This window comes from Pseudomonas sp. GW821-FHT09D08, from assembly GCF_059416305.1.
In genome coordinates this window covers 36355-56399 of sequence record NZ_JBWKOX010000020.1, presented here as the reverse complement: position 1 = coordinate 56399, position 20045 = coordinate 36355, and the positions used below count along the sequence as shown (strand labels likewise).

The window sequence follows — 20045 nt, the reverse complement described above, 5'->3', positions numbered from 1 at the left end:
CGCCAGGAAATTGCGCGGTTCCCCATGACAGCGAGCCAGTGACGAGGCAATAATTCAGCCCACCGTTACCCATGCCCCAGGGAAGGATTGATCGATGAGCACTGACGGCATCCTCGCCGAACAACAGCGCCTGGCAAGGCTACTGACATTTCTTGACCACGACCCAGGCAACCTGACACTGATTTGCGACGCTATGGGCAAGGCGATCGCGCTGGCTGACCTGGCTATCGGTCAACAATTGATCGAGCATGTAAAGATCCACGGTATCGAGGATGCCAGGGTGTTCGCCAACGGCACTCACTTGCTGCTACAGGCGGGCGACTACTCGGCAGCCGCCGCCTTTGGAGACAAGGCAATCGCGGCTGGCCTCAATGATCCTGCCGTCGTCTTCAACACCGCGCTGGGGCATTTCCACAGTGCCGATTTCAGCGCTGCCGACACCCTACTTGCCCATCTGACCCCGCACGCCGATTGCCCCGCCGCGACCTTGCTGATGCATGCCCGTGCCCTGCATCAACTGGAAGAAACCGAAGCGGCCGAAGCCCTGGTGCTTCGAGCACAACAACTTGAGCCCCACAACGTCGACATTCGCGGCTTGCTGGCACTCCTGTTGTACGAAAACGACAATCTTGCCCAGGCGCTCAGCACTGCTCATGAAACCCTGGCCATTGACCCGGACCAACGCGACGCATTGATCGCGTGCGCCACGGTGCAATTCGAGCAACACAACGTAGCAGCGTCTCGCAAGGCGTGGCTGCATACCCTCAAGACTTATCCGGACTGTGGCCGAGCCTGGTCGGGGCTAGGCCTGTTGGAATTCGGTGAGCTTGAGTTCGACCTGGCTGAAAGTCACCTCAAGAGCGCCGTCCAGTTCATGCCTCACCATATCGGCACTTGGCACCTGCTGGCCTGGATTTACATCCTGCGCAACGACAACGCTCAAGCACGCGCGGCGCTGGAGCAGTCCTACGCCCTGGACCGCAGCTTTGGAGATACCCACGGCGGGCTGGCGGTGGTGGATATCCTCGAAGGCCACTCGGACAGAGCACGCATCGGCATCCGCAAAGCGCTACGTCTCAAGCCCGACAGTCTGGCGGCCCACTACGCACAGGCACTCCTTCTGCAGCAGGCCGGCCAAACAGATGAAGCCAGGCAACTGATCGATGGTCTCCTGGAGAAAAACCGCCCAGGCAGTGAAATCACTGGCCGTACGCTGGTCAACCAATGGCTGCAACGTCACCAGCAAGGCACAACGCCGCCCAATCCCGGCCAACATTGAAGTCATCCCTTATGGAGCCCCAACCATGCTGGACGCAACCGAATACCTGCACCTGGCCATTCACGCCAGCAAGGACGGCAATCACCACGCCGCCCTGAACTACCTCAATACCGCACTGGAACAACAGCCAGACAATGCTGCCGCGCGTTATTTCCTGGCGGCCGAACACGCGGAACTCGGGCTGCTGGATCGTGCGCACGCCGGCATGACCCAAGCCCTGGAACTTGATCCCCAGATGGATATCGCTCGCTTCCAACTCGGGCTGCTGAACATGCAACTGCAACAAGGCGAACAGGCCCGTACAGCTTTTGACTATCTGCAACACCACACACAAGACATCAGCCTGAAATGGTTCGCCAGCGCTTATCTGGAGGTGCTCAATGAGCAGGTTGAAAACGCGATCGACAAGCTGAAAAAAGGCCTCGTCGACTGTACCAACCCCGCATTGAAAGCGGACATGACGCGTGTACTGTCCAGCCTCGCAGATACCGCCGTTGCCCCCCAAAACGATACACTCGCCCCACCAGGCGTGTTCCTTGGCGCTTACCGTGACAACCTCGAGACCCCGTGACAATGAGCAAGATCGACCCCACTCGACTTTCCCGCGTCCTGGCCGCCCTGGCTAGACCCAAGGAACCGGTGACGTCGAGCGCTTTCACCCAGGCTGCTCCCGGCAAAAGCCAGAATGCCGGCAAGAGCCTGGAGACGCTGAAAACACGCTTGCATGGCCGCATCAAGGCTTTACAGCCAGATGCAGAAGGTTTTCGTGATGCCGCACCGGTCGTCACGATTCAGGAAATTTTATGCTGGGAGTTTGGTGATGGGATTCTTGAGCACAGTGATTTCAAGCAGATCGCGCAACAGGTGACGCAAACCATGATGGGCGAACCAAAACTGGAGAAAACGATCCGCACGATTATTGATGAGGCCCTGTCGGGAAAATAAGACCGGGCATTTTGGCAAGTCATTCACCTCCCCATACCGCCATAAAAACTACGTGCGCGCAGCCAGCAGAACACCCATTGTCTTGCTCATAAACTCTGGGCTTCTTTCATTTATCTTACTTGCAATATAGGCCACAGCGTCCTTGGTTGGCTTATCTGACTCGCGCAACGCTTTCACAATGATTTCCCGCGCGGCATCACTATTCAGCACGCGCAGCAAAACAATGGATGCCCACTCGGGATTACTGGCCACGATCGTGGGATAGACAGCCAGCAAGTCTGCAACATACGCATCCAACGGTGCCGCTTCTGCCGCGTGGATAATGGAAAACATGCATTCATGATGTGGGCAGCCGTCATCTAAAAGCGGAAGAAGGAATTTTGCCGCTGAGGGTTCGCCGAGTTGGCTTAATTCAAACACCCCCTCATCCACTACTTTCGCCATATCAGCGGGCCTGTTTGAAATCACCTCGCTCAGTCGATCAATTATGTTTACAAAGGAGTTCGACGGCATCAATCCGGCCTCTTGAATATTTCTGGAAATTTGACCTTGTTCTGCTTTATCAGATCCTGCAGCTGATCCCTTATAAAACCGTCATATAGTCCGTCTTTTTTATAAATTTGTCTAGCATCCCATACGCCCTCGGCCAGTGCCTTACGCGGCGTCATATTACTATCAGCCGTGTTGCCATAGGTAAATGTTTCCCTGTGCCGCCCGCCGACGCCTGGGTGAGGCTGTTCCATATTAATAGCGATGCCCTCATCTCGCGGAACGTCATGTTCTGCCATGTGTTTGGCCGAAGGTATATGGTGCGGCGTAATATTGTCCCCCACCGACCCTGCATTGATAAGCGCGCCATAACTCGCCACGTCTCCTTCGGTGGGAAGCAGCGCCTTATCATTGCTATATGTTTTTCTTTGAACACTCTTGATATAGGTCGCGTTTGCCGCACCAATACCGTCCTTGACCTTACCCATAATCATATTGGCCGAAAAGAACGTACCTTCCGCTGCAATCGAGGCAGCATCAGGCCTTAGTCCTTTTGACTGGTAGAAATCACTCAACCAACGCTGCGCCAGTTCCTGGCCTTGCTCCAGGTACTCTCCAATTGTATGGGAGACCACAATATCAAGTGTCGCCTTCGCCGGCCCCGCCATGCCATACATAATCGCCTGGGCAGCAAACCCGACGACCTTACTTGCAAGTTCGTGCTGTTGTGCAAACTCGCCAAGTGCCAACTCTGCGTTATGAATAGGCGGAAACGCTCTGTTCGCAAAATTGACCAGCGAACTTGAACTCTCACCCACCCCATCAACCACGAGTAATGGCTTACCCACATCCGCCGTAGTAATAATGACGCCATTCTCGAGATGAAATGACATCTGGTCATTCTCAAGAACTTCCTGCCTGGTCAAGGCTGCACCACGCACACCACTATTAAGGATCAACGCTATTTCTTCGCTTGTCGCCCCGGAACCTACCAGCCCCCTGATAACATTCAACGTGTGCGGTGATGCGGTTTGAATATTCCCACTGGCATCTATCGTATAGTCAATTTTTGCCGCGCTCATCGCTTCTTGCATTATTGCCTTGACGCCCGACTCTCCGATTTTGTGCGCCACATAGTTGGCGAATGAATTGCCAAACGCATCAACGGCTACTTGCCCATAGTTGGGTTTATCGCCACCAAACCATTTATCGGTGATGACCGCCGAGGATAAAGCGCCCGCTTGAGCCCTGAAAACAGCATCGGAAAAATCATTGCCGCCGCCAACACTCCCCCCGATGACAGAGCCTACCGCTGAGGCGGCTACGCTTTTCCAATTGAATGATGCGTCCAACCCCACGACTCTGTTAGCCGCATAGTTGCTGGCATAACTAAACACACCTTGTGCCGCATAACCGACGACCAGATTACTGGTGCTCGCACCCGTTTGCCCTATCGCGTTCACACCATTTGCGAGGGTTGGACCAAAAGCCCCCTGACCAGCTGCGTAACCAAGGCCACCCGTGGCAGCTGTCGTGAGTGCGCCCGCGGCAACCTTCCCCCAGGAAAATTTATCCACCGCGCCCATGCTCTTGCCGACCACCTGGCTGAGCGTGCTACCGACCGCACCCGCCACCAGCAACGTACCCGTGATCGCCGTAAAGCTGGCAGTGGAGGCCGCTACTGCAGCGGTCAGTCCGCCAACGCTCAGAGCCGCGACGCCGGCTGAACCGGCGGCGGCCATGCTCGCACCGCCGAGCAGCGCCAATCCCGCACCTGCGGTAAATATGCTCGCCACGACGGCAACGACCACCATCACGATGCTTGCAATGCCGCTGCTCTTTTTGCTTTTCGGTTTTGGTGGCGGCGGAAGCGTTGGCGATGGCGTGGTATCGCCAATCACCTCGTTGGCGTTATAGGGTTTAAAGGTCGTCGCACTGTTGCGATCACTGCTCACCACATTCGGAATAATGATGCTTTCGCCGGCGACCAACAGCCGCTCTGCATCCAGGCCGTTGGCGTCCGCAATCAAGTACCACATGCTCGCGTCACCCCAGACGGTCTGGGCAATGCGTGTGAGTGTGTCGCCGTCGTTTACGATGTAGCTGCCGGGCACCCGGCCAGGATGTTCCGAAGAGATGGGCTGCAACGTATCGGTAATTTCCGGCACGCTGGCATTACCGAGGGTTGCCACCTCATTGCCGTTGAAATAAACATAACTTTGGACCGCACCGCTGTTCTCTCGGCGAGCGATAACCTGGCCTTCGCGATTGGATGAAAACTTGCGAACCGAATTACTCGCGCCACTCATCCTGTAGTGTAGAAGCTCGCCCCGATCGGAATATTTCAACGCAGTAACCCCGGCGTTACCGCCATAACTCCACGTCGCGACAATGGTGCTTTCCTTATAGCCTTCGTACATCGCGTAGGTTTTCGAATAAGCCCCGGTATAACTCAAGGATGCGCCATCGGGCTTGTAGACTGCGTAACGGTAGGCACGTTGGTTTCCGGCGGCATCGATCATTCCCGCCTCGCCAAAGTAACTGGCTTGCGACAACTTCTGCACGCCCCCAGACACATTATAGGAAAGCTGGGAAATCAACTGATTGTCGCCGCGATAACTATAACCGAACGCGCCGCTGGCCACCCCGTTCGTATAGCTGGTTTGGCTTACCTTGTTGCCACGTTCGTTATAGGCGTTGGTAAACAGCAGCGAGGACGCCCCGACCGTCTGTACCTGTTGGCTGGTGTCGCCTCCCAGCCCTCTTGTTATCTTGCTGTCCGTGGAGCTGAGCACCTGCCCCAAATCGTTATAGACATAGTTGCTTCGATTGTAGACTTCTGACGTCGCGGTGCTTGAAGCCCATTTTTCGAGGCTCTGCCGCCTGCCCGAAGCGTCATAACTCACCAGATAACCTTTCCCGGAACTGCCGGACTTGCCTGCAACAACCTGCCCGTTGGCGATATAGCCTTCGGCGACGAGCACCCTGCCCTCGCTGTCGTACTTGTACCAGTTATCAATCACCGTGCGCACCCGCGATTGATTGGTTGTGTCCATGTGAACAAGTCGACGATTACCCAATTCGTCATATTCATACTTTAACGATTCAAGCCCCGCCAGGGCCGAAATGTCATAGTTCATCCATCGTTCAATACCAATAATCCTGGCTGAAACGATAGGTGTAATGTTGAGATCTTCCGTAAACCCATCAAACACGGCGCCGGAGTGGGTATAGATAATAGAATGCGCATTCAGCGCACCCGACAACACATTGCCAGGCAATGATTTTATTTCTTTTAACTGGCCAGTTTCATTCAGCCCGGTACGTGTCTCACTTAACGACGCAATATTATTCCCAGGCACCATATACTCAAACGAGCCATATGGATTTTCCGGATCATCGAACAGCAAGATGGCCTCGGTATTCACAAATTGCGCGACGTTTATTTCACGCACTTTAGCGCCTGACAAATTATACGAATACTGTGACGCTTTTACATCCGTGATCGTGGTCTCGCGCACCAGATCCATGCCGCTAAAGCTGTCTGTTATTGCACTGACCAGGCCATTCTTATAGTAGGTATAGGAGCGAAACGCGCCGAGCCCGCCCACAGACTTGCCCGGTACAGCAGGAACAACGACTGCTTCCCTGGCGACCTGGCCAAACTTGTTGTATTCGTAAGTAAAGACGCGCCCACCCAGGTCCTTATGACTCGACAACTTGCCAAAATCCACCTCATTGAATGTCCACGTCAGGGTATTGTTCAACCCGTCAACTTCCTTGGTCTTGCGATTGTATTCGTTGTATTCATAGCCCCTTTCGTATTTGGATTCGTTGCGTGTGCGGACAATATTTCCGCGCTCATCAAACAGCGTGTATTTGGTATTGCCGATCCCCCCCGTATTGATGCTGGAAGCGTTCGCCTGCCCGCTGCTGGTCAGCGTTTCTTCGACTGCCACACTGCCTGTGGTCTCGCCCACCAGCCTCCCTGCCTGGTCGTACTGGTTGGTCAGCAACGTGACGGCGGCGCCATTTCGGATGACGCCATGGGTGAGTTGGCGATCCAGCGCGTCATAGGTGTCGACCAGTACGACCCCCGTTGCGTCCTGGATGGCGACCCGATTGCCATTCGAATCCACTCGATAGTTGCGCGAATAGCCCAACGCATCGACATCACGCATCAACTCGCCGGCAGCGTTGTAAATGTGCTGACGGCTGCGCAACTCAGTGCTGGTGGCCACACCCGCGTAAGGTCCCACCAGATCCACTTCCTGGATCAGCAAACCTGACGCGTCATAGCGTTTTTCGTGAATGAGACTGGCGCGATAGCGAGTACCGTTCTCTCGCAGGATATCGGTCACCGGCAAGGTTTCGGTCAGTTGTTTGTTGTTGTGATCGTAGCTGTAGGTGGTGACGTAGCCCCGGGCATCGGTGCGACTGAGTACGTTGCCCCAACGGTCGTAGGACTGTTGGATAATCGGGGTAGTTAGGGTAAGTGTGACGTTATTCAGGGTATCCGCATTGATGTTAGCTTCGAAGGCTGGCAGGTGCTGCTCAAGGGCACGGCCTAGCACGTCGAAGAGTGTATAGGTGATGCGATCATCCGTGGTAATGGCAGCGTCGCCAATCTGATTGCTACGCGAAGCGTTGCCCCCCAGATCGTAGTCAACCTGGGTGAGGCCCTGGGCATTTTGCTGCAGGACTGCACGGCCGACCTGGTTGTAGCTATAGCTGGCTCTTACCGCACCGTTGAGCAGTTGGCTGGCGACTTCACCAAAGCGGTTTTAGAGCACACTGTTGACGGTGCTTTTTTGTGAGTTGTCGGCAGCGGTGAACCAATCCGTCGTCGATATCTGCTCACCCAGCAGGTTGTAGCCGTAAGTGCGACGAAGGGTCTGACTGCGCGTCACGGCGCTGCCATTGACGGTCCAAGCACTGAGCACGACGCTGGTCTGACGGCTTTCTTCGGCAATACGGCCGGCGACATCAACTTTGTAGTTCATCGCAGAGTTACCGGCGTCAATGCTCTTGATCGTATAACCTGCGGCGTCGTATTGGGTCCGGCTGGTCTGCGTCAGCCCGGATTGGCTGAGGTTGCCGGCACTCTTGCCCGCTTCGCGGGTTTCGCTAATGACTTGGCCGAATGCGTTCACCATAAAGGTCGTGATTGGCGAAGCGACAACCATGGCAGTCGAAAATGGATCAACCGCACCGGCCTGGGCGGCAGATCGCGCAGGCTCGATGATTTTGCTGACATGGCCAACGGCGTTGTAAGCCTTGGTGGTGACATTGCCACCGGCGTCTTTCTGGGTCAGCAGGTTGCCGACGCCGTCATAGGTAGCCTGGCTAATCACCAAGCTGCCGGTAACCTGGCTAGCCAATACCCCATTGGATTGGGCATTGATGCTTTGTTGCCAGTAGCGCACGCCTTCCTGAGTCACGCTGCTCAGGCGACCCATGGCGTCATACGTAAACACGTTACGGCGATCGTTGCTGTTGCTGGAAGGTGGTGTCGGCAGGATGCCTTCGCTCCAGCTCACCAATCGGGTCGCGTACTCAACCTGACGACTGAGCTTGCCCAGCGCGTTGTACTCCATACCGGTGTAGTGCCCCAAGCCGTCCACTGCAGCGATGCGGTTCCCGCCCAGATCGTAGTAGTAAAAGGTGTTGGCACCGGTAAGCAACGTTGCCCCGCTGTTGTTTCGGGCAATCTGGGTTTCGCGAACCAGTTGGCCAAGTGCGTTGTAGGTGTAGACGGTGGTGGGTGCGGCGGTGATCAGCGATGAGGTGGCAACAACGCCTATGAAGGTATATAGGCTCACCGGATCCTGCTGTACGGCAGTTTTGCGCCCCAGCGCGTCGTAGGTGCTGACCAGGGTGCGGTCTTGCGTCGGGTTGGCAACCAACGTGGTGGGAGTGATTTCCCCGCTCTTGTAGTAGCCGGCGGCCGGCACCGTAGCGGACAGTGCATTGGCATAGCGCTTGGTTGTAAGGATGTTGCCCTGGGCATCGTAGGTGTAGGCCGTCACGCCCTTCAGGGCATCAATGTCGTGGCTCAAGCGGCCAAGCAGGTCATAGACCTTGTAGCTGTCAGCGTAATCGTTAGCCGCCGTCCCGGTATTATTGACGCGTATGCGATTGCGTACAGCATTACCCAACGCGTCGTAAGTGACTTCCGTAGTGACCTGGAAGGTATTGGCTGGGATCGAAGCGTCAGCGCTTTGCTGAAAGGCACCGGCGGATTTGTTGTACCAGCCAGGCGATGTAATCCTCACCTGATGCCCCACCGCGTCGTACTCGTAGCGAGTAGTCCGAGACTGGCTCAAGTCATCCAGCAGGGCACTGTCGTTGACGTTGCCGCGCAGCCGCCCTTCGGTACGCGAAAGCACGTGGCCGAGGGCATCGTAGTTGACGGTGGTAACCAGGGCACGCACCTGGGTACTGACGACGCCCGTAGCGGAAATACTGGCAACGGTGATCGCCGGGCTGATCTCTTCCACCAGGCGGTTCAGGTTGTCATAGTTGTAGCGCCACACCGCGCCATTTTTGTTGGTCAGCGTTTTGCGGTTCCCCACCGCATCGTAGGTGTAGGACTCCGTCTTGTCGGCAGCATCGGTCACACTCGTAAGCTGGCCGATCTCGTTGTAAATGTACGAGGTCGTGACCGGCTGTGCGCCTGACGAGGCCAACGTGGCTGCAGTAGCTGCCAGGGTTTGGGGTGTGGCGGTCGGGATGACTTGGTTGTAGCGAATGCTTTTAGCCATCTTGCCAGTGAGGCTATAGACCGTTTCGGTCACACCACCTCTTGCATCGATGCTGTAGCGCACTCGACCCATGTCGTCATGGACATAGCGGGTGGACTGATCTGCCGCGCCGTTCACACTTGGGGAAACACTGGCTGGCGCATCACCAAAGGTATTGACCACACTGCCCGCAATAGCCGTCGCAAAACGCGTAGTGCGGGTGATTCGACCGCTGCCGTCATAAGTGTTGCGGGTCACCCCGCCCAAGGCATCGATGGTGTCCGTAAGACGACCTGCGTTGTCGTAGACGTACCAAGTGCTCACACCCGCTGGGTCGATCTTGCGCGTAACCTGATCATTGCCGTTGTAGCGGTAAGCAGTGGTCAGGTTGATGCCGTTGGGATCCAGGCGCTCCGAAGTTCGGCGGCCCAGTTTGTCGAAGGCATACAGGACTATTTGCTGGTTCGGGCTGACACTGGTCCCCCGCGCCACCTGAACCTGTTGGCCAGCACCGTCATAGGTGTACGTAGTCGTAAGCTTCAGCCCATCCGGGTCCTGTGTAACGATCAACACCTGGCCATTACGGTCATAGGCGTAATCGGTAACGAGTTGTTCAGGCAGGCCCTGCGCTTCAATGACGCGGACTTGGCGGCCCTGGCCGTCGAACGTGTATCGGGTGATTGCACCATTGGCAGCGGTACGGCTGACCACTCGGTTACTGGCGTCGTAGGTGTAACGGGTCAAACGCCCCAAGGCATCGGTAACGCTGAGCAGACGCCCAGCGTTGTCATACGCATTTGTAGAGCCCTGGCTCAGCGCATTCAGAGTGGTCAGCAACTGACCCGTCTTGTCGTAGTTGTAGGTCGTGAGCTTGCCATCGCCATCGGTCAAGGTCAGCGTTTGGCCATGGCGGTTCTTGACCGTGCTGACACTGACACCGTCCGGCGTGGTCACGGTCATGGAGCGAGTGGCGTCGTTATAGGTGTAAGTGGTGGTCTTGCCCAGGGCGTCGGTACTGACCAGGACCCGCCCAAACGCGTCGTAGTCGGTGGTCTCTGACTGGCCCAGCGCGTTGGAGTGGTGAATGCGGCGACCGTTACCGGAGTAGATGACATTGCTCGTCAGGCCACGGCCATCAACACGGCTGATCACTCGGCCGAAGGCGTCGTAACCCGTTGCAGTCGTACGAGCCAGGCCGCCGACATCTTCATCGCTGGCAATCGCTTCACCACGCTTGTTGTAACTAACACTGTCGGTGACCGTTGAGCCGCTCGCCAGGGTACGGGTCACCGAGATCTGTTCACCAAAACCGTTGTAGCCATAACGGGTCAAAAAACCCAGGGCATCGGTGCTGGAGATCAACAGGCCGCGGGTATCGTAGCCATAGGTACGACGGTTATCCGACGCTGCATTACGAATGGCCTGCACCAGGGTCTTGACCGGCAGCGTTAGCAGGCCACCCGTTAGGGCTGCGGTATCGGTAGTGCTCAAACGAGCGGTCAGGCTGGTTTTTTCACTGGCCTCGCCAAAAGCGTTGTACACCGTCTCGCTCACCTCGCCCAACGCATTGACTACATGGGTCAAGCGCCCCGTGGCGTCGTAGTAAGAGACACTGCGGTTGCCCTGCGCATCCCGCACGCTGGCGGCACGCCCGGCGGCATCGTAGCTATAGGTCAGCCCGTACTGAGCGTAGATGGCTGCAACCTGGTCATCGGTCATCCCTGTGATGACGCGCGTAGACGCTTCCCCAAGCAGCTTGCCGATGGCTTGCCCAAACGCGTCGTAACGCGTACGGGTGCTGCGCTCGTCATTGGTGCCTTGCGCGGCGGTCTCACGCACCAGACGGCCGGCGGTGTCATATTCATAGGCAGTTACGCTGCCATCCGTAGCGGTACGCAGACTGACGCGGCCCATTGCGTCATAGGCAAGCGTCGTGGTGTGTATGACCGCACTCGTCTGCACGCCAGCCTTGACGGTCGCGAAGTGCGTACCTGCCGTGATCTCGGCCGCGTAGGCGGTGCCATAGCGAATGGTTTTCTGTTGGTGGGTTGCTTCGTCGTACACCACTTCGGTGACGAACTGTTGCTCGTCAATGCTGCCTGTCTGGCGGCCTGCCGAGTCGTAAAAGAACCAGGCCCGCAGGTTGTCACCGGTTGCAGGGCGCAACTCTGCAAGGGTGCCACCCGCGCGACTGGCCAGCGCCGTAGCCGTGGCATAACGGATTACCTGTTGTAGGCGACCGCTCGCATCAAAGACGTTTTCGCTCAGGTAGCCTTCGGCGTCCAGTTGCGCCACCTGCCGGCCACTGGCGTCGAAGAAATAGCGGATGGTACGGTCGCCAGTCTGCTCCCTCACCAACTGGCCCCGGCCATCGTAGGTCTTGGTAGTTACAGTGCCAACTGCGTCGGTGCTTGTGCTCAGCCGCCCGCGCACATCATAGGTGTAGCGGGTAGAGCGATCCGCTGCTGTTGCGGCCGGGCGAATATCACTGACTAGGGTTTTGATGACAGCGGTGCCGTTGTACCAGCTACCGGTCAACACCAAGGTGGCATAACGTCTTTCCTCGGCGCGCTGACCCGCTGCGTTGTAGACATACTCCACCACAGCGCCAATGCCATCAACCTGAGCGCTGACCCGGCCGGCTTCGTCATAAAAGGTGTACGTGCGCACGCCCGTCATGTCTTGCACCATGGTCTGCCGCCCCATAGCGTCGTAAACATATTGCGTCGTGCGTGTGGCCACGCCTGCAGCCGTTTGCGTCAGGCTGATCAGGCGGCCTGCGGCGTCGAAGGATTGGGTGAGCGTTTGCCCGACGGTGTTGGTTGTCGAGACGGTCCGACTGGCGCTGTTATAGGTTGTAGTACGTGTGCCGCTGGCATCGACCTGACTGATCAGGCGTCCCATCCCGTCGTACACCGTGGAGACCAGGGTGGTCTTCTCGGTACGCCCTGCACCACGCGTAACAATGGTTTGCAGTAATTGGCTGGCTTGGTCGTGGACATACTCAGTGATGACGGTTGACGCATCCATCACCCCTACACCGGATGAATTTACCGTGCCGTATGCCTTGCGTTGGCTGAGATTGCCACGGTAGTCATACGTCAGATCAACCAGCGTCGAGCGCGTTGTATCGCGTGCGGCCACCCAGGCGTTGAGCGAGACGGAGGAAAGTGCCTGGGTTGGGGTCAGTGCGCTGAGGTCATAGGTCGCGTCGCCATAACTGATCTCCCGCACCAGCAATCCCCACACGCTATAGAGATAGCGAGTGACGTTGCCATCGGCACTGATCATGGCGCTCGGACGATTATTCCCATCGTAGAGGTAACGCGTCACCTGTGCGCTCGATGCCGGCGGATCGGTCCAGGTGGCCGAGCTGCTGTTCCAGGTCGCCGGCAGCGTGTAGCGAATTTCGTTGAGCAACTGGTTGGCGTTGTCATAGGTCCGTGTAACGGTAGTGCCCGAGCTGTCGCGCTCCAGAGTGCGGTTGCCATTGGCGTCGTACTGATACGACAGCACGTTGCCCAGGCCATCGGTTATCCGGATAACATTGCCATCCACGTCATAGGCATAGTACGTCGACAGCCGCTGGCCACTGACGGCCGGCGTCTGCACTTGAATCAGTTGGCCCCCAGCGTCGTAGTAGTAGCTCCACTGTTGATTGAGGCCATTGGTGACGTCGGTGCGACGGCTGCCGGTGTTGTAAGCAAAAGTCGTGGTGCCTGATGCATCGTTTACCGTCTGAACACGGTACTCACCGTCCACCAGCACATAGGTAAAGCTCGCCGCGCTGCCATCGCTCTGGCTAACCCTGGCGATGCGGAAAGTGTTTGCGTCGTAAGCGTAGGTGCTGGTGTAGACGTTGCCATCCGCAATGCTGTTGTCGGTCGGCGTCAAGTCGGTGCTCACACTGGTCAATCGACCCAGCGTGTCGTAGCCGTAATACACCTGCTGCGTGAGCGCGCCGCCTTGCGCGGTGCGGGTATCCAAACGCGCAAGTTTTCCGGCAGCGTTGTATATCAACACCAGCTCTTGCCCCGAGACGTTGTCCTTGACCGCTGCCAGGCGACCATTGGTGTCGTAGCTATAGCTTGTCATAACAGTCGAGCGATCAGTCATCGATGCAATCCGACCGGTTGCGCCGTCGTAACGCTCGACTATATGTGTGGAGCCTTCACTCCACACCCACTGACCGTTGGCTGCATCCCAAGCCAGCGAGTCATGAGCGCCATCGCCTTCATTGGACTTATAGGCGCTACCGTTCCAGGCATAGCGTGTCTCATGGCCGTCGCCAGTGGTACGCACCACACTGCTGCCGGTGGTATTGCGCGTGCCACTCAACACCACCTTGCGCTCGCCTTCCCAGCGCCAACCATCGGCATCGCCGTCCGTCAAAGCGCCCTGAGCGTTGTACGTACGGGTATGAAACAGGTCCTGTCCCATTGCCGACAGCTGCTCGTCAGTAAACCGCAGCACCAGGTTACCGTTGCTCGCATTGACCATTGCCTGGCCACCTGCCTGGCCCAGACCACCCTGGCCAAATCCCCCTACGCCCCCCAACGAGTTCAGCGACGCATTGAACAGACCTAATCCATTGCCGGCAACGACCGCAACCATGCTGCTTCCCCTAACACACCCAAAGATCGGAAATTCGTCGTAGCTCGCGTACGGCTGAACGGCGCCTACGATCAGACTTGTTCCGCTATTGCAGTATTTGTTTAGGGTAAATAAGAAATATTATTGATAACGGAGGATGCCCGCATACCTGTGCCAAAGAGATACATGTTCGATGAAGATAGCGACGACCTTGAAGCGCCTGCAGAGAGCGCTTCTGAGGAGGCATAGGCATCCGGTGCTTTAGCTAACCGCGTAGGTATGGCTACGAGGCACACACGGTGCGCGTTGGGGGCAAAAATGGGGGCATAGCCCATCTTTTTTGAGCAAAAACCACCGTTCTAGAGCCCAGTCAAAATGTTTTTCGGCCAAAACACCCAGAGCAAAGCCCAATCAAATCTAAAAATCTCCATAAATGCGCCTTGACGATCAGGTGAAGTCGTCAGCCGCCTGCTCGTGGCTTTGCCCCGCCCGTGGATTCCACTGAAATCCCGACTGAGCCAATACCCCAGGCTTGAGGCGCTGATCGTCACCATAATCTTCGCGCGGATGGAAGAACAGCGGCTTGGCCTTATCGATCGAACGCAACGCCTGATCGTATCCATCCAGGTAGGCTTTGCGTTCTTGTTCAGACACATTTCCCGGCATCCAGGCAACGTAGGGTGGCAGCACGTCAAACCCCAGGTAGCGGAATATCCCGTTGTGGATCGGCCAGAGAAGGTGGGTCATACAGCCGTCGATCCCATCCGGCTGATACAGGCTTTCGGCGGTGCCGGTGGTGACGCAGACCATGGCTTTGCGGCCTTTGAACTTGCCGTTGTCGTATTTCTCACCGGACGCGTACGCAAAGCCACGGGTCATGGTGCGGTCAACCCAGCCTTTCAGCACGGCTGGCATTGAGAACCACCAGATCGGAAACTGGAAAATCAACAGATCACACCAAAGCACCTTGGCCTGCTCCTGTTCCACATCAAAGGTCGGTCGGCCTTGGGAGAACATGTGTTCCTGTTCAGCGGGGAGGTTCAAAAACTCTGCGTTTACACGCGGCGTGGTGATATCCGCGCTATCCAGGGGCGCCTTCCATTCCAGCGCGTACAAATCACTCACTTGAACCTTATGCCCCTGGGCCGTCAGGGTTTCACTCGCCAGGTCTTTCAGTGCACCATTGAAAGACCGAGGTTCCGGATGGGCATATACAATCAGGACATTCATCTGCATTTCCTCAGGGCCAATGACGCCTTTGATTCTTATGCCTGACCTGGGGTATGACAAATCATCGTTTATCGCCTCATGAAAGAGAAAAACTGCGCCATGAAACCTGATATCCCCCTCAAGTCCCTCGCCTGCTTCGACGCAGTAATGCGCACCGGCAGTGCCGTCCTGGCCGCCGAGCAGATGTTTGTTACACCGGGAGCCGTGACGCAGCAGATCCGTAAGCTTGAGGGTTGGCTGGGCGTGTCGTTGTTCACTCGCACCGTGCGCAAGCTGACTCCTACTCAGGAAGCGTTGGCCTACTGGCAACAGGTCCAACCTGCACTTCAGACGTTGGAGAACGCCAGCCTTGCGCTGCGTCATCGACACGCCCAGGAAGTGCGTCTCAGCCTGCCTCCCGCCTTTGCCAACTCATGGTTCGCTCGGCGTATGCCGACACTCACTCGCCAGCACACTCAACTCAAACTGCACCTGAGTGCGAGCACCGATCTGGTTGACGTCAGCCACGATGGATTTGACCTTGCCGTACGCCATTGCGATGGGCAGGTTCGAGGGTTGGTGGCCGAGTTGTTGCTGGCGGATGAGGTCCGGGTGTATTGCAGCCCGCTGTATCGCGAGCGCCTGCAATTACACTCGCTCGCCGACCTCACGCGCACGACGCCGCTCTACACTACGTCGCATGCGCATTGGCCCGCGTGGCTCGCACAGCTCGGCATGGCCGATGCAAAAATGGCAACCGGCCTGCGTTTCGACCAGCCTGAACTCGCCATCGATGCGGCGCGGCGTGGTCAGGGGGTGGTGCTGACCAGCCCCTGGCTGGTCGAAGAGGCCGTGGAGCACGGGCAACTCGAGCAGGTGTTCGAAGCAACCCTGTCCGTCAGCAAGGGCTACTACCTGGTTCACAGTGCTAGCGCGCCCTTGCGTACACCCGTCGAGCAGCTCCGGCAGTGGTTATTGCAATCCGCGCTTATTGGCTCGCCTCACGTGCAGCCCTGACCAATCCATCCAACCAGTCCTGATGGCCATTGATCATTGGGTTTGGCCGAGCCAGGGCCAGTTCTACTGCCGGCTTACCCTTCTGGGTTTCTTGGGTGAGGATGCGCACGCGCTCCAGCGACAGGTCCTCTATCAGCCACGCATGGTGCACATCCAGGCGAGTATCGCCCTCGCCCGCCCAACCGTGCCAGGCAATCCGCCCTGGTTGGCCATCAGCCGGCGGGACGAATTCATTGCACTGCGCCTCGACCGGGAATCCGAAGGTCTCAAAGTAGAAGCGCATCCCGTCTTGTAGCTCAGGACCCGGGCCGTCATGCAAGCGCACATTCGCCGAGTTGGCGTAATAGCTCGGCCATTGCGACGCGTGGCTCAACAACGGCCAGATATCGGCGGCGGCGAGGCCTGCGACGATGATTTCATTGGAGACAAAATTCTCGGTGAAGCCCGGCAGGTAGCCTTGCGGCCAGATGATCTCTTTCATGCTCAGCACTCAGTGGTAATGGACTGGTGCCATGGTCGGTGCTAGCGTGAAATAAAACCAATCGTCATCTTTTATGCAGAGCATCATGAATCCTGATATCAGGCACCTCGACCTCAACCTGCTCAAGGCCCTCGATGCCTTGTTGGATGAGCGCAGCGTCACCCGTGCCGCCGCGCGATTGTCACTGACCCAGCCCGCCGTCAGCGGCATGCTCACACGCTTGCGCGAAAGCTTTAACGACCCGTTGTTCGTGCGTGCGCAACGCGGCATGGTGCCGACGCTTCGGGCTGAACAATTGGCCGGGCCGATCAAGCAGATGCTCAGTGCTATTGGGCAGATGCTGCAACCCCATGCGTTTGAACCGCACACGGCAACGATGACGCTTTCACTGGCGTCCACCGACTACGCGTTACGGGCCGTGGTGGTGCCTTTCCTCAGCGCATTGCGTGTGCAAGCGCCGAATATTCGTATCGCCGTGCAACCCGTCGACCCTCAGCAACTGCCTAGCCAACTGGACCGTGGCGATATCGACCTGGCCCTCGTGACACCGGAAAGCACCCCGCCAGGCCTGCATTCTGCAGCGTTGTTCGATGAGCGTTATGTATGCGTGATGCGCGACGATCACCCTGAGTCGCGGCATGAGGCGCTGACCCTGGAGCGCTTTTGTGCGCTGGATCATGCGCTGGTCTCCCCCGCCGGTGGCGCTTTTGAAGGGGTAACCGATCACGCGCTCGCCCGCATCGGCAGGTCACGGCGCGTGACCGTCTCGGTGACCAGCTTCCTGGTGCTGCCGGAGATCTTGCATGCCAGCAACCTGATCGCCGTGGTGCCCCGCCGTTTGGCATTGCATGCCGATGGGCTGCTCATGCGTGAACCGCCGTTGGACATTCCAGGTTTCGGCAAGACTGTGGCGTGGCATGAGCGCACTCACCATGACCCCGCTCACACATGGCTGCGCGGACTGTTGGTGGACACTTGCCAGGCACTCGGCTGAATGCCTTCAAGCGCCGCGTTGCACCTTGATCTTGCTGACGATATACGCACCGATAGGAATCGCCGATGTAGCTGCCGGCGACGGCGCGTTACACACGTTCACACTGAGCCTTGTGTTCACGAAAAGGAAGTCGTCGATCAACTTGCCGCTGTTGGAGACGGCCTGGGCGCGGACACCTGCCGGATAGGGTTTTAACTCATCCTGCTTGATAGAAGGGCAATATTTTTGCACCTGCTTGAGATAGCCGCGCTTGAAGATCGAGTTTCTCATCTCGATCAACCCAGGCTTGAAGTTAGCCTTGAGCACTTTCAACACCCCAGGAGATGTGAAGATCTCGAACATGTCCACCAGTGAGAAATCGGTTTTCTTGTAGCCTTCCCTTTTCAGCGCCAGTACGGCATTGGGGCCGACCGTCACCGTGCCATCGATCATGCGGGTCAGGTGCACGCCCAGAAACGGCATGGCAGGATCGGGAATGGGGTAGATCAAGTGATTGACGATTTGATTATGCTCATGGGGTAGCAAGTAGTACTCGCCCCGGAACGGGCAAATCTGGAACTCAGGCTCCAGGCCGAGCATCCGCACCACACGATCAGCCATCAGCCCGGAACAGGAAATCAGAAATCGACCCTGATAAACCCCGGTAGTGGTCGTGATCACCACCTCATTCTCGCGCTCATCGAGCGCGATGACCTCGCTGTTGTAACGGATAACACCGCCCTGGCGGGTGAACTCGTTAGCCATTTGCCGGGTGACTTCGGCGTAATTGACAATACCGCTTGAGGGCACATAAATGCCGCCAAGGCCGATAATGTTCGGCTCCCTTTCACGCAGCGCATCTGCAGTCAGCCATTCACGCTCCAGCCCGTTGGCCGCCGTGCGGTCCCACAGCGCCTGCATTCGCTGCATCTCGACGTCATTGGTGGCCACCAGCAGCTTGCCGCAGGTGTCGTAGCGAATGCCGTGCTCATCACAGAACGCTTTGGTCGCCCGGTTGCCCTCCAGGCAGAACTTCGCCTTGAGGCTGCCAGGGGTGTAGTAAACCCCGGCGTGAATCACACCGCTGTTATGCCCGGTCTGATGACGGGCCGCGCCCGATTCCTTTTCCAGCAGCAGAATCTGCGCATCCGGGTATTCGCCCGCCAACTGCATGGCGGTGGACATGCCGATGATGCCGCCACCGATGATCACAAAGTCGTACACCTGTATTCCCTCTCTTACATCCGTCATGGGCAAACGGGGGCGTCTGCACCCCCGCGCCGTGTCAGTTGGCGCTTTGCCCGTGCTGATGCGCCAGCTTGGGATAGCTGATGTAACCACGTTGCCGCATCAACTCACGACGCAGGCCCGGGTGCGCAGTGAAGCGATCGCGACCGTGCAGCCAGAACAGGTTGTTGATCAGCAGGAATGAACCCACAGCGACCGGCACGGACAGCTTGGCATCGCTGTTTTCCAGTGACTCGCCGAGCGCGTATAACCAGGTGCCCTCTTCGAAATTTTCAGGCTGCACGAATTGGTCGATATAACGCATGGTCGGCCGGCCGACTTCATCGGTGTCGAAGATGGCATGGAACACATCCTCCTTGACGTTCTTGCTCGGCGGCGCCGTCCAGCGCAGGGGACGACGCGCCAGGGGATGCTTGTAGAACGTGTCCAGATCCGCCCAGTCATCCAGGTGCAGGATCAGCGAGTTACCGCCTTCCATGTTCTGTTCGTCGATCTTCATCATCAGCACGTAGTCGGTGATCTGATTCACGAAGGTACCGTCGTTGTGCAACTCCATCACACGGTGCGGAGCACGCAAATAGCTGTCTGAGGTGTCGACGTTTTCCACCACGAACCGCGCATAGAACTGACCACTCATGGCATCGAAGTTAGAGCGCCCGAGCAAATGCGCCACGGCGGTGGAAAATTTGACCATGTCGTCGGCCTGGGACACGTTATCCAGGCCTTGGGGGACGATCAGCAGTCCCCCGGTTGCTCGGTCCATCACCGTGTTCACCAGCATTGGGCGCAGGGTACCGCCGCAGAGCTCATCAAGGATCTGGCCAAATTGGAATCGCAGGAAAGACTTGTACTCCAGCGCCTGCACCGGCAGTTGAGCCACAGCGCTCAAAAACGCACTGACCGTCGATTGCGCAAACGTTAATTCAAGCAGGCGTGGAGACTGGGCCGAAGGCTTGATTGAAAAGCCCTGGAAGGTTGCTGGTGGCTGCATGACCGCAACGTCGAGCGGGGCGAAGGCATTCATTGCTACATCCTCTTTTTTGTCGAGTAGAAAGGCGCACGACGACA

Annotated in this window: 12 protein-coding genes; 5 read left to right on the top strand and 7 right to left on the bottom strand. The window is 57.3% G+C overall.

Annotation, left to right across the window (positions count from 1 at the left end; translation table 11 throughout):
* Positions 1-94 precede the first annotated feature (94 nt).
* From AC07OP_RS25925 to AC07OP_RS25915, 3 genes are read left to right on the top strand one after another with little or no spacing between them, the layout of a single operon-like run.
* Positions 95-1279, top strand: a complete 1185-nt coding sequence (locus AC07OP_RS25925; protein ID WP_495102548.1) for a tetratricopeptide repeat protein — start codon at positions 95-97, stop codon at positions 1277-1279.
* 25 nt (positions 1280-1304) lie between these two features.
* Entirely contained in the window at positions 1305-1850 is a 546-nt protein-coding gene (locus tag AC07OP_RS25920; protein WP_495102547.1) for a tetratricopeptide repeat protein, read from the top strand.
* A 2-nt stretch (positions 1851-1852) separates the two neighbouring features.
* Complete coding sequence (locus AC07OP_RS25915) at positions 1853-2224, top strand: hypothetical protein (RefSeq protein WP_408012842.1); 372 nt, start codon at positions 1853-1855, stop codon at positions 2222-2224.
* Positions 2225-2272: 48 nt separating this feature from the next.
* Here the strand turns inward: AC07OP_RS25915 and AC07OP_RS25910 are convergent, their stop codons facing one another.
* From AC07OP_RS25910 to AC07OP_RS25895, 4 genes are all read right to left on the bottom strand, one after another.
* Positions 2273-2737 carry an Imm30 family immunity protein gene (locus AC07OP_RS25910; RefSeq protein ID WP_281112245.1) on the bottom strand — a complete coding sequence of 155 codons (465 nt, stop codon included), beginning with the start codon at positions 2735-2737 and terminating at the stop codon, positions 2273-2275.
* The gene (locus AC07OP_RS25905; protein WP_495102546.1) at positions 2737-7287 is read right to left on the bottom strand and encodes a LysM peptidoglycan-binding domain-containing protein; all 4551 of its coding nucleotides are present in this window, start codon (positions 7285-7287) and stop codon (positions 2737-2739) included. Before AC07OP_RS25905 ends, AC07OP_RS25910 begins: the two co-directional genes overlap by 1 nt.
* A gap of 210 nt (positions 7288-7497) precedes the next feature.
* Positions 7498-14070: a hypothetical protein gene (locus AC07OP_RS25900; protein WP_495102545.1), complete on the bottom strand. Its 6573-nt coding sequence runs from the start codon at positions 14068-14070 to the stop codon at positions 7498-7500.
* A 426-nt stretch (positions 14071-14496) separates the two neighbouring features.
* On the bottom strand, positions 14497-15279 hold the full coding sequence (locus AC07OP_RS25895; RefSeq protein ID WP_495102544.1) for an NAD(P)H-dependent oxidoreductase: 783 nt from the start codon (positions 15277-15279) through the stop codon (positions 14497-14499).
* Between the two features lie 99 nt (positions 15280-15378).
* On the opposite strand from AC07OP_RS25895, the gene AC07OP_RS25890 reads away from it, so the two are divergent.
* Positions 15379-16275 carry a LysR substrate-binding domain-containing protein gene (locus AC07OP_RS25890; RefSeq protein WP_495102543.1) on the top strand — a complete coding sequence of 299 codons (897 nt, stop codon included), beginning with the start codon at positions 15379-15381 and terminating at the stop codon, positions 16273-16275.
* Here the strand turns inward: AC07OP_RS25890 and AC07OP_RS25885 are convergent.
* Positions 16247-16756, bottom strand: a complete 510-nt coding sequence (locus AC07OP_RS25885; protein WP_495102542.1) for an SRPBCC family protein — start codon at positions 16754-16756, stop codon at positions 16247-16249. The two genes, AC07OP_RS25890 and AC07OP_RS25885, sit on opposite strands and share 29 nt — an antisense overlap.
* An 85-nt stretch (positions 16757-16841) precedes the next feature.
* Between AC07OP_RS25885 and AC07OP_RS25880 the strand changes: the two genes are divergently transcribed.
* A complete protein-coding gene (locus AC07OP_RS25880; protein ID WP_495102541.1) occupies positions 16842-17750 on the top strand; it encodes a LysR family transcriptional regulator in 909 nt (302 codons plus the stop codon).
* 6 nt (positions 17751-17756) lie between these two features.
* Here the strand turns inward: AC07OP_RS25880 and lhgO are convergent, their stop codons facing one another.
* Both lhgO and glaH read right to left on the bottom strand, forming a co-directional pair.
* Positions 17757-18953 (bottom strand): L-2-hydroxyglutarate oxidase, encoded by a 1197-nt coding sequence (gene lhgO / locus AC07OP_RS25875; protein WP_495102540.1) that lies wholly within the window; start codon positions 18951-18953, stop codon positions 17757-17759.
* Positions 18954-19014: 61 nt separating this feature from the next.
* Entirely contained in the window at positions 19015-20001 is a 987-nt protein-coding gene (gene glaH / locus AC07OP_RS25870; protein WP_495093870.1) for a glutarate dioxygenase GlaH, read from the bottom strand.
* Positions 20002-20045 lie beyond the last annotated feature (44 nt).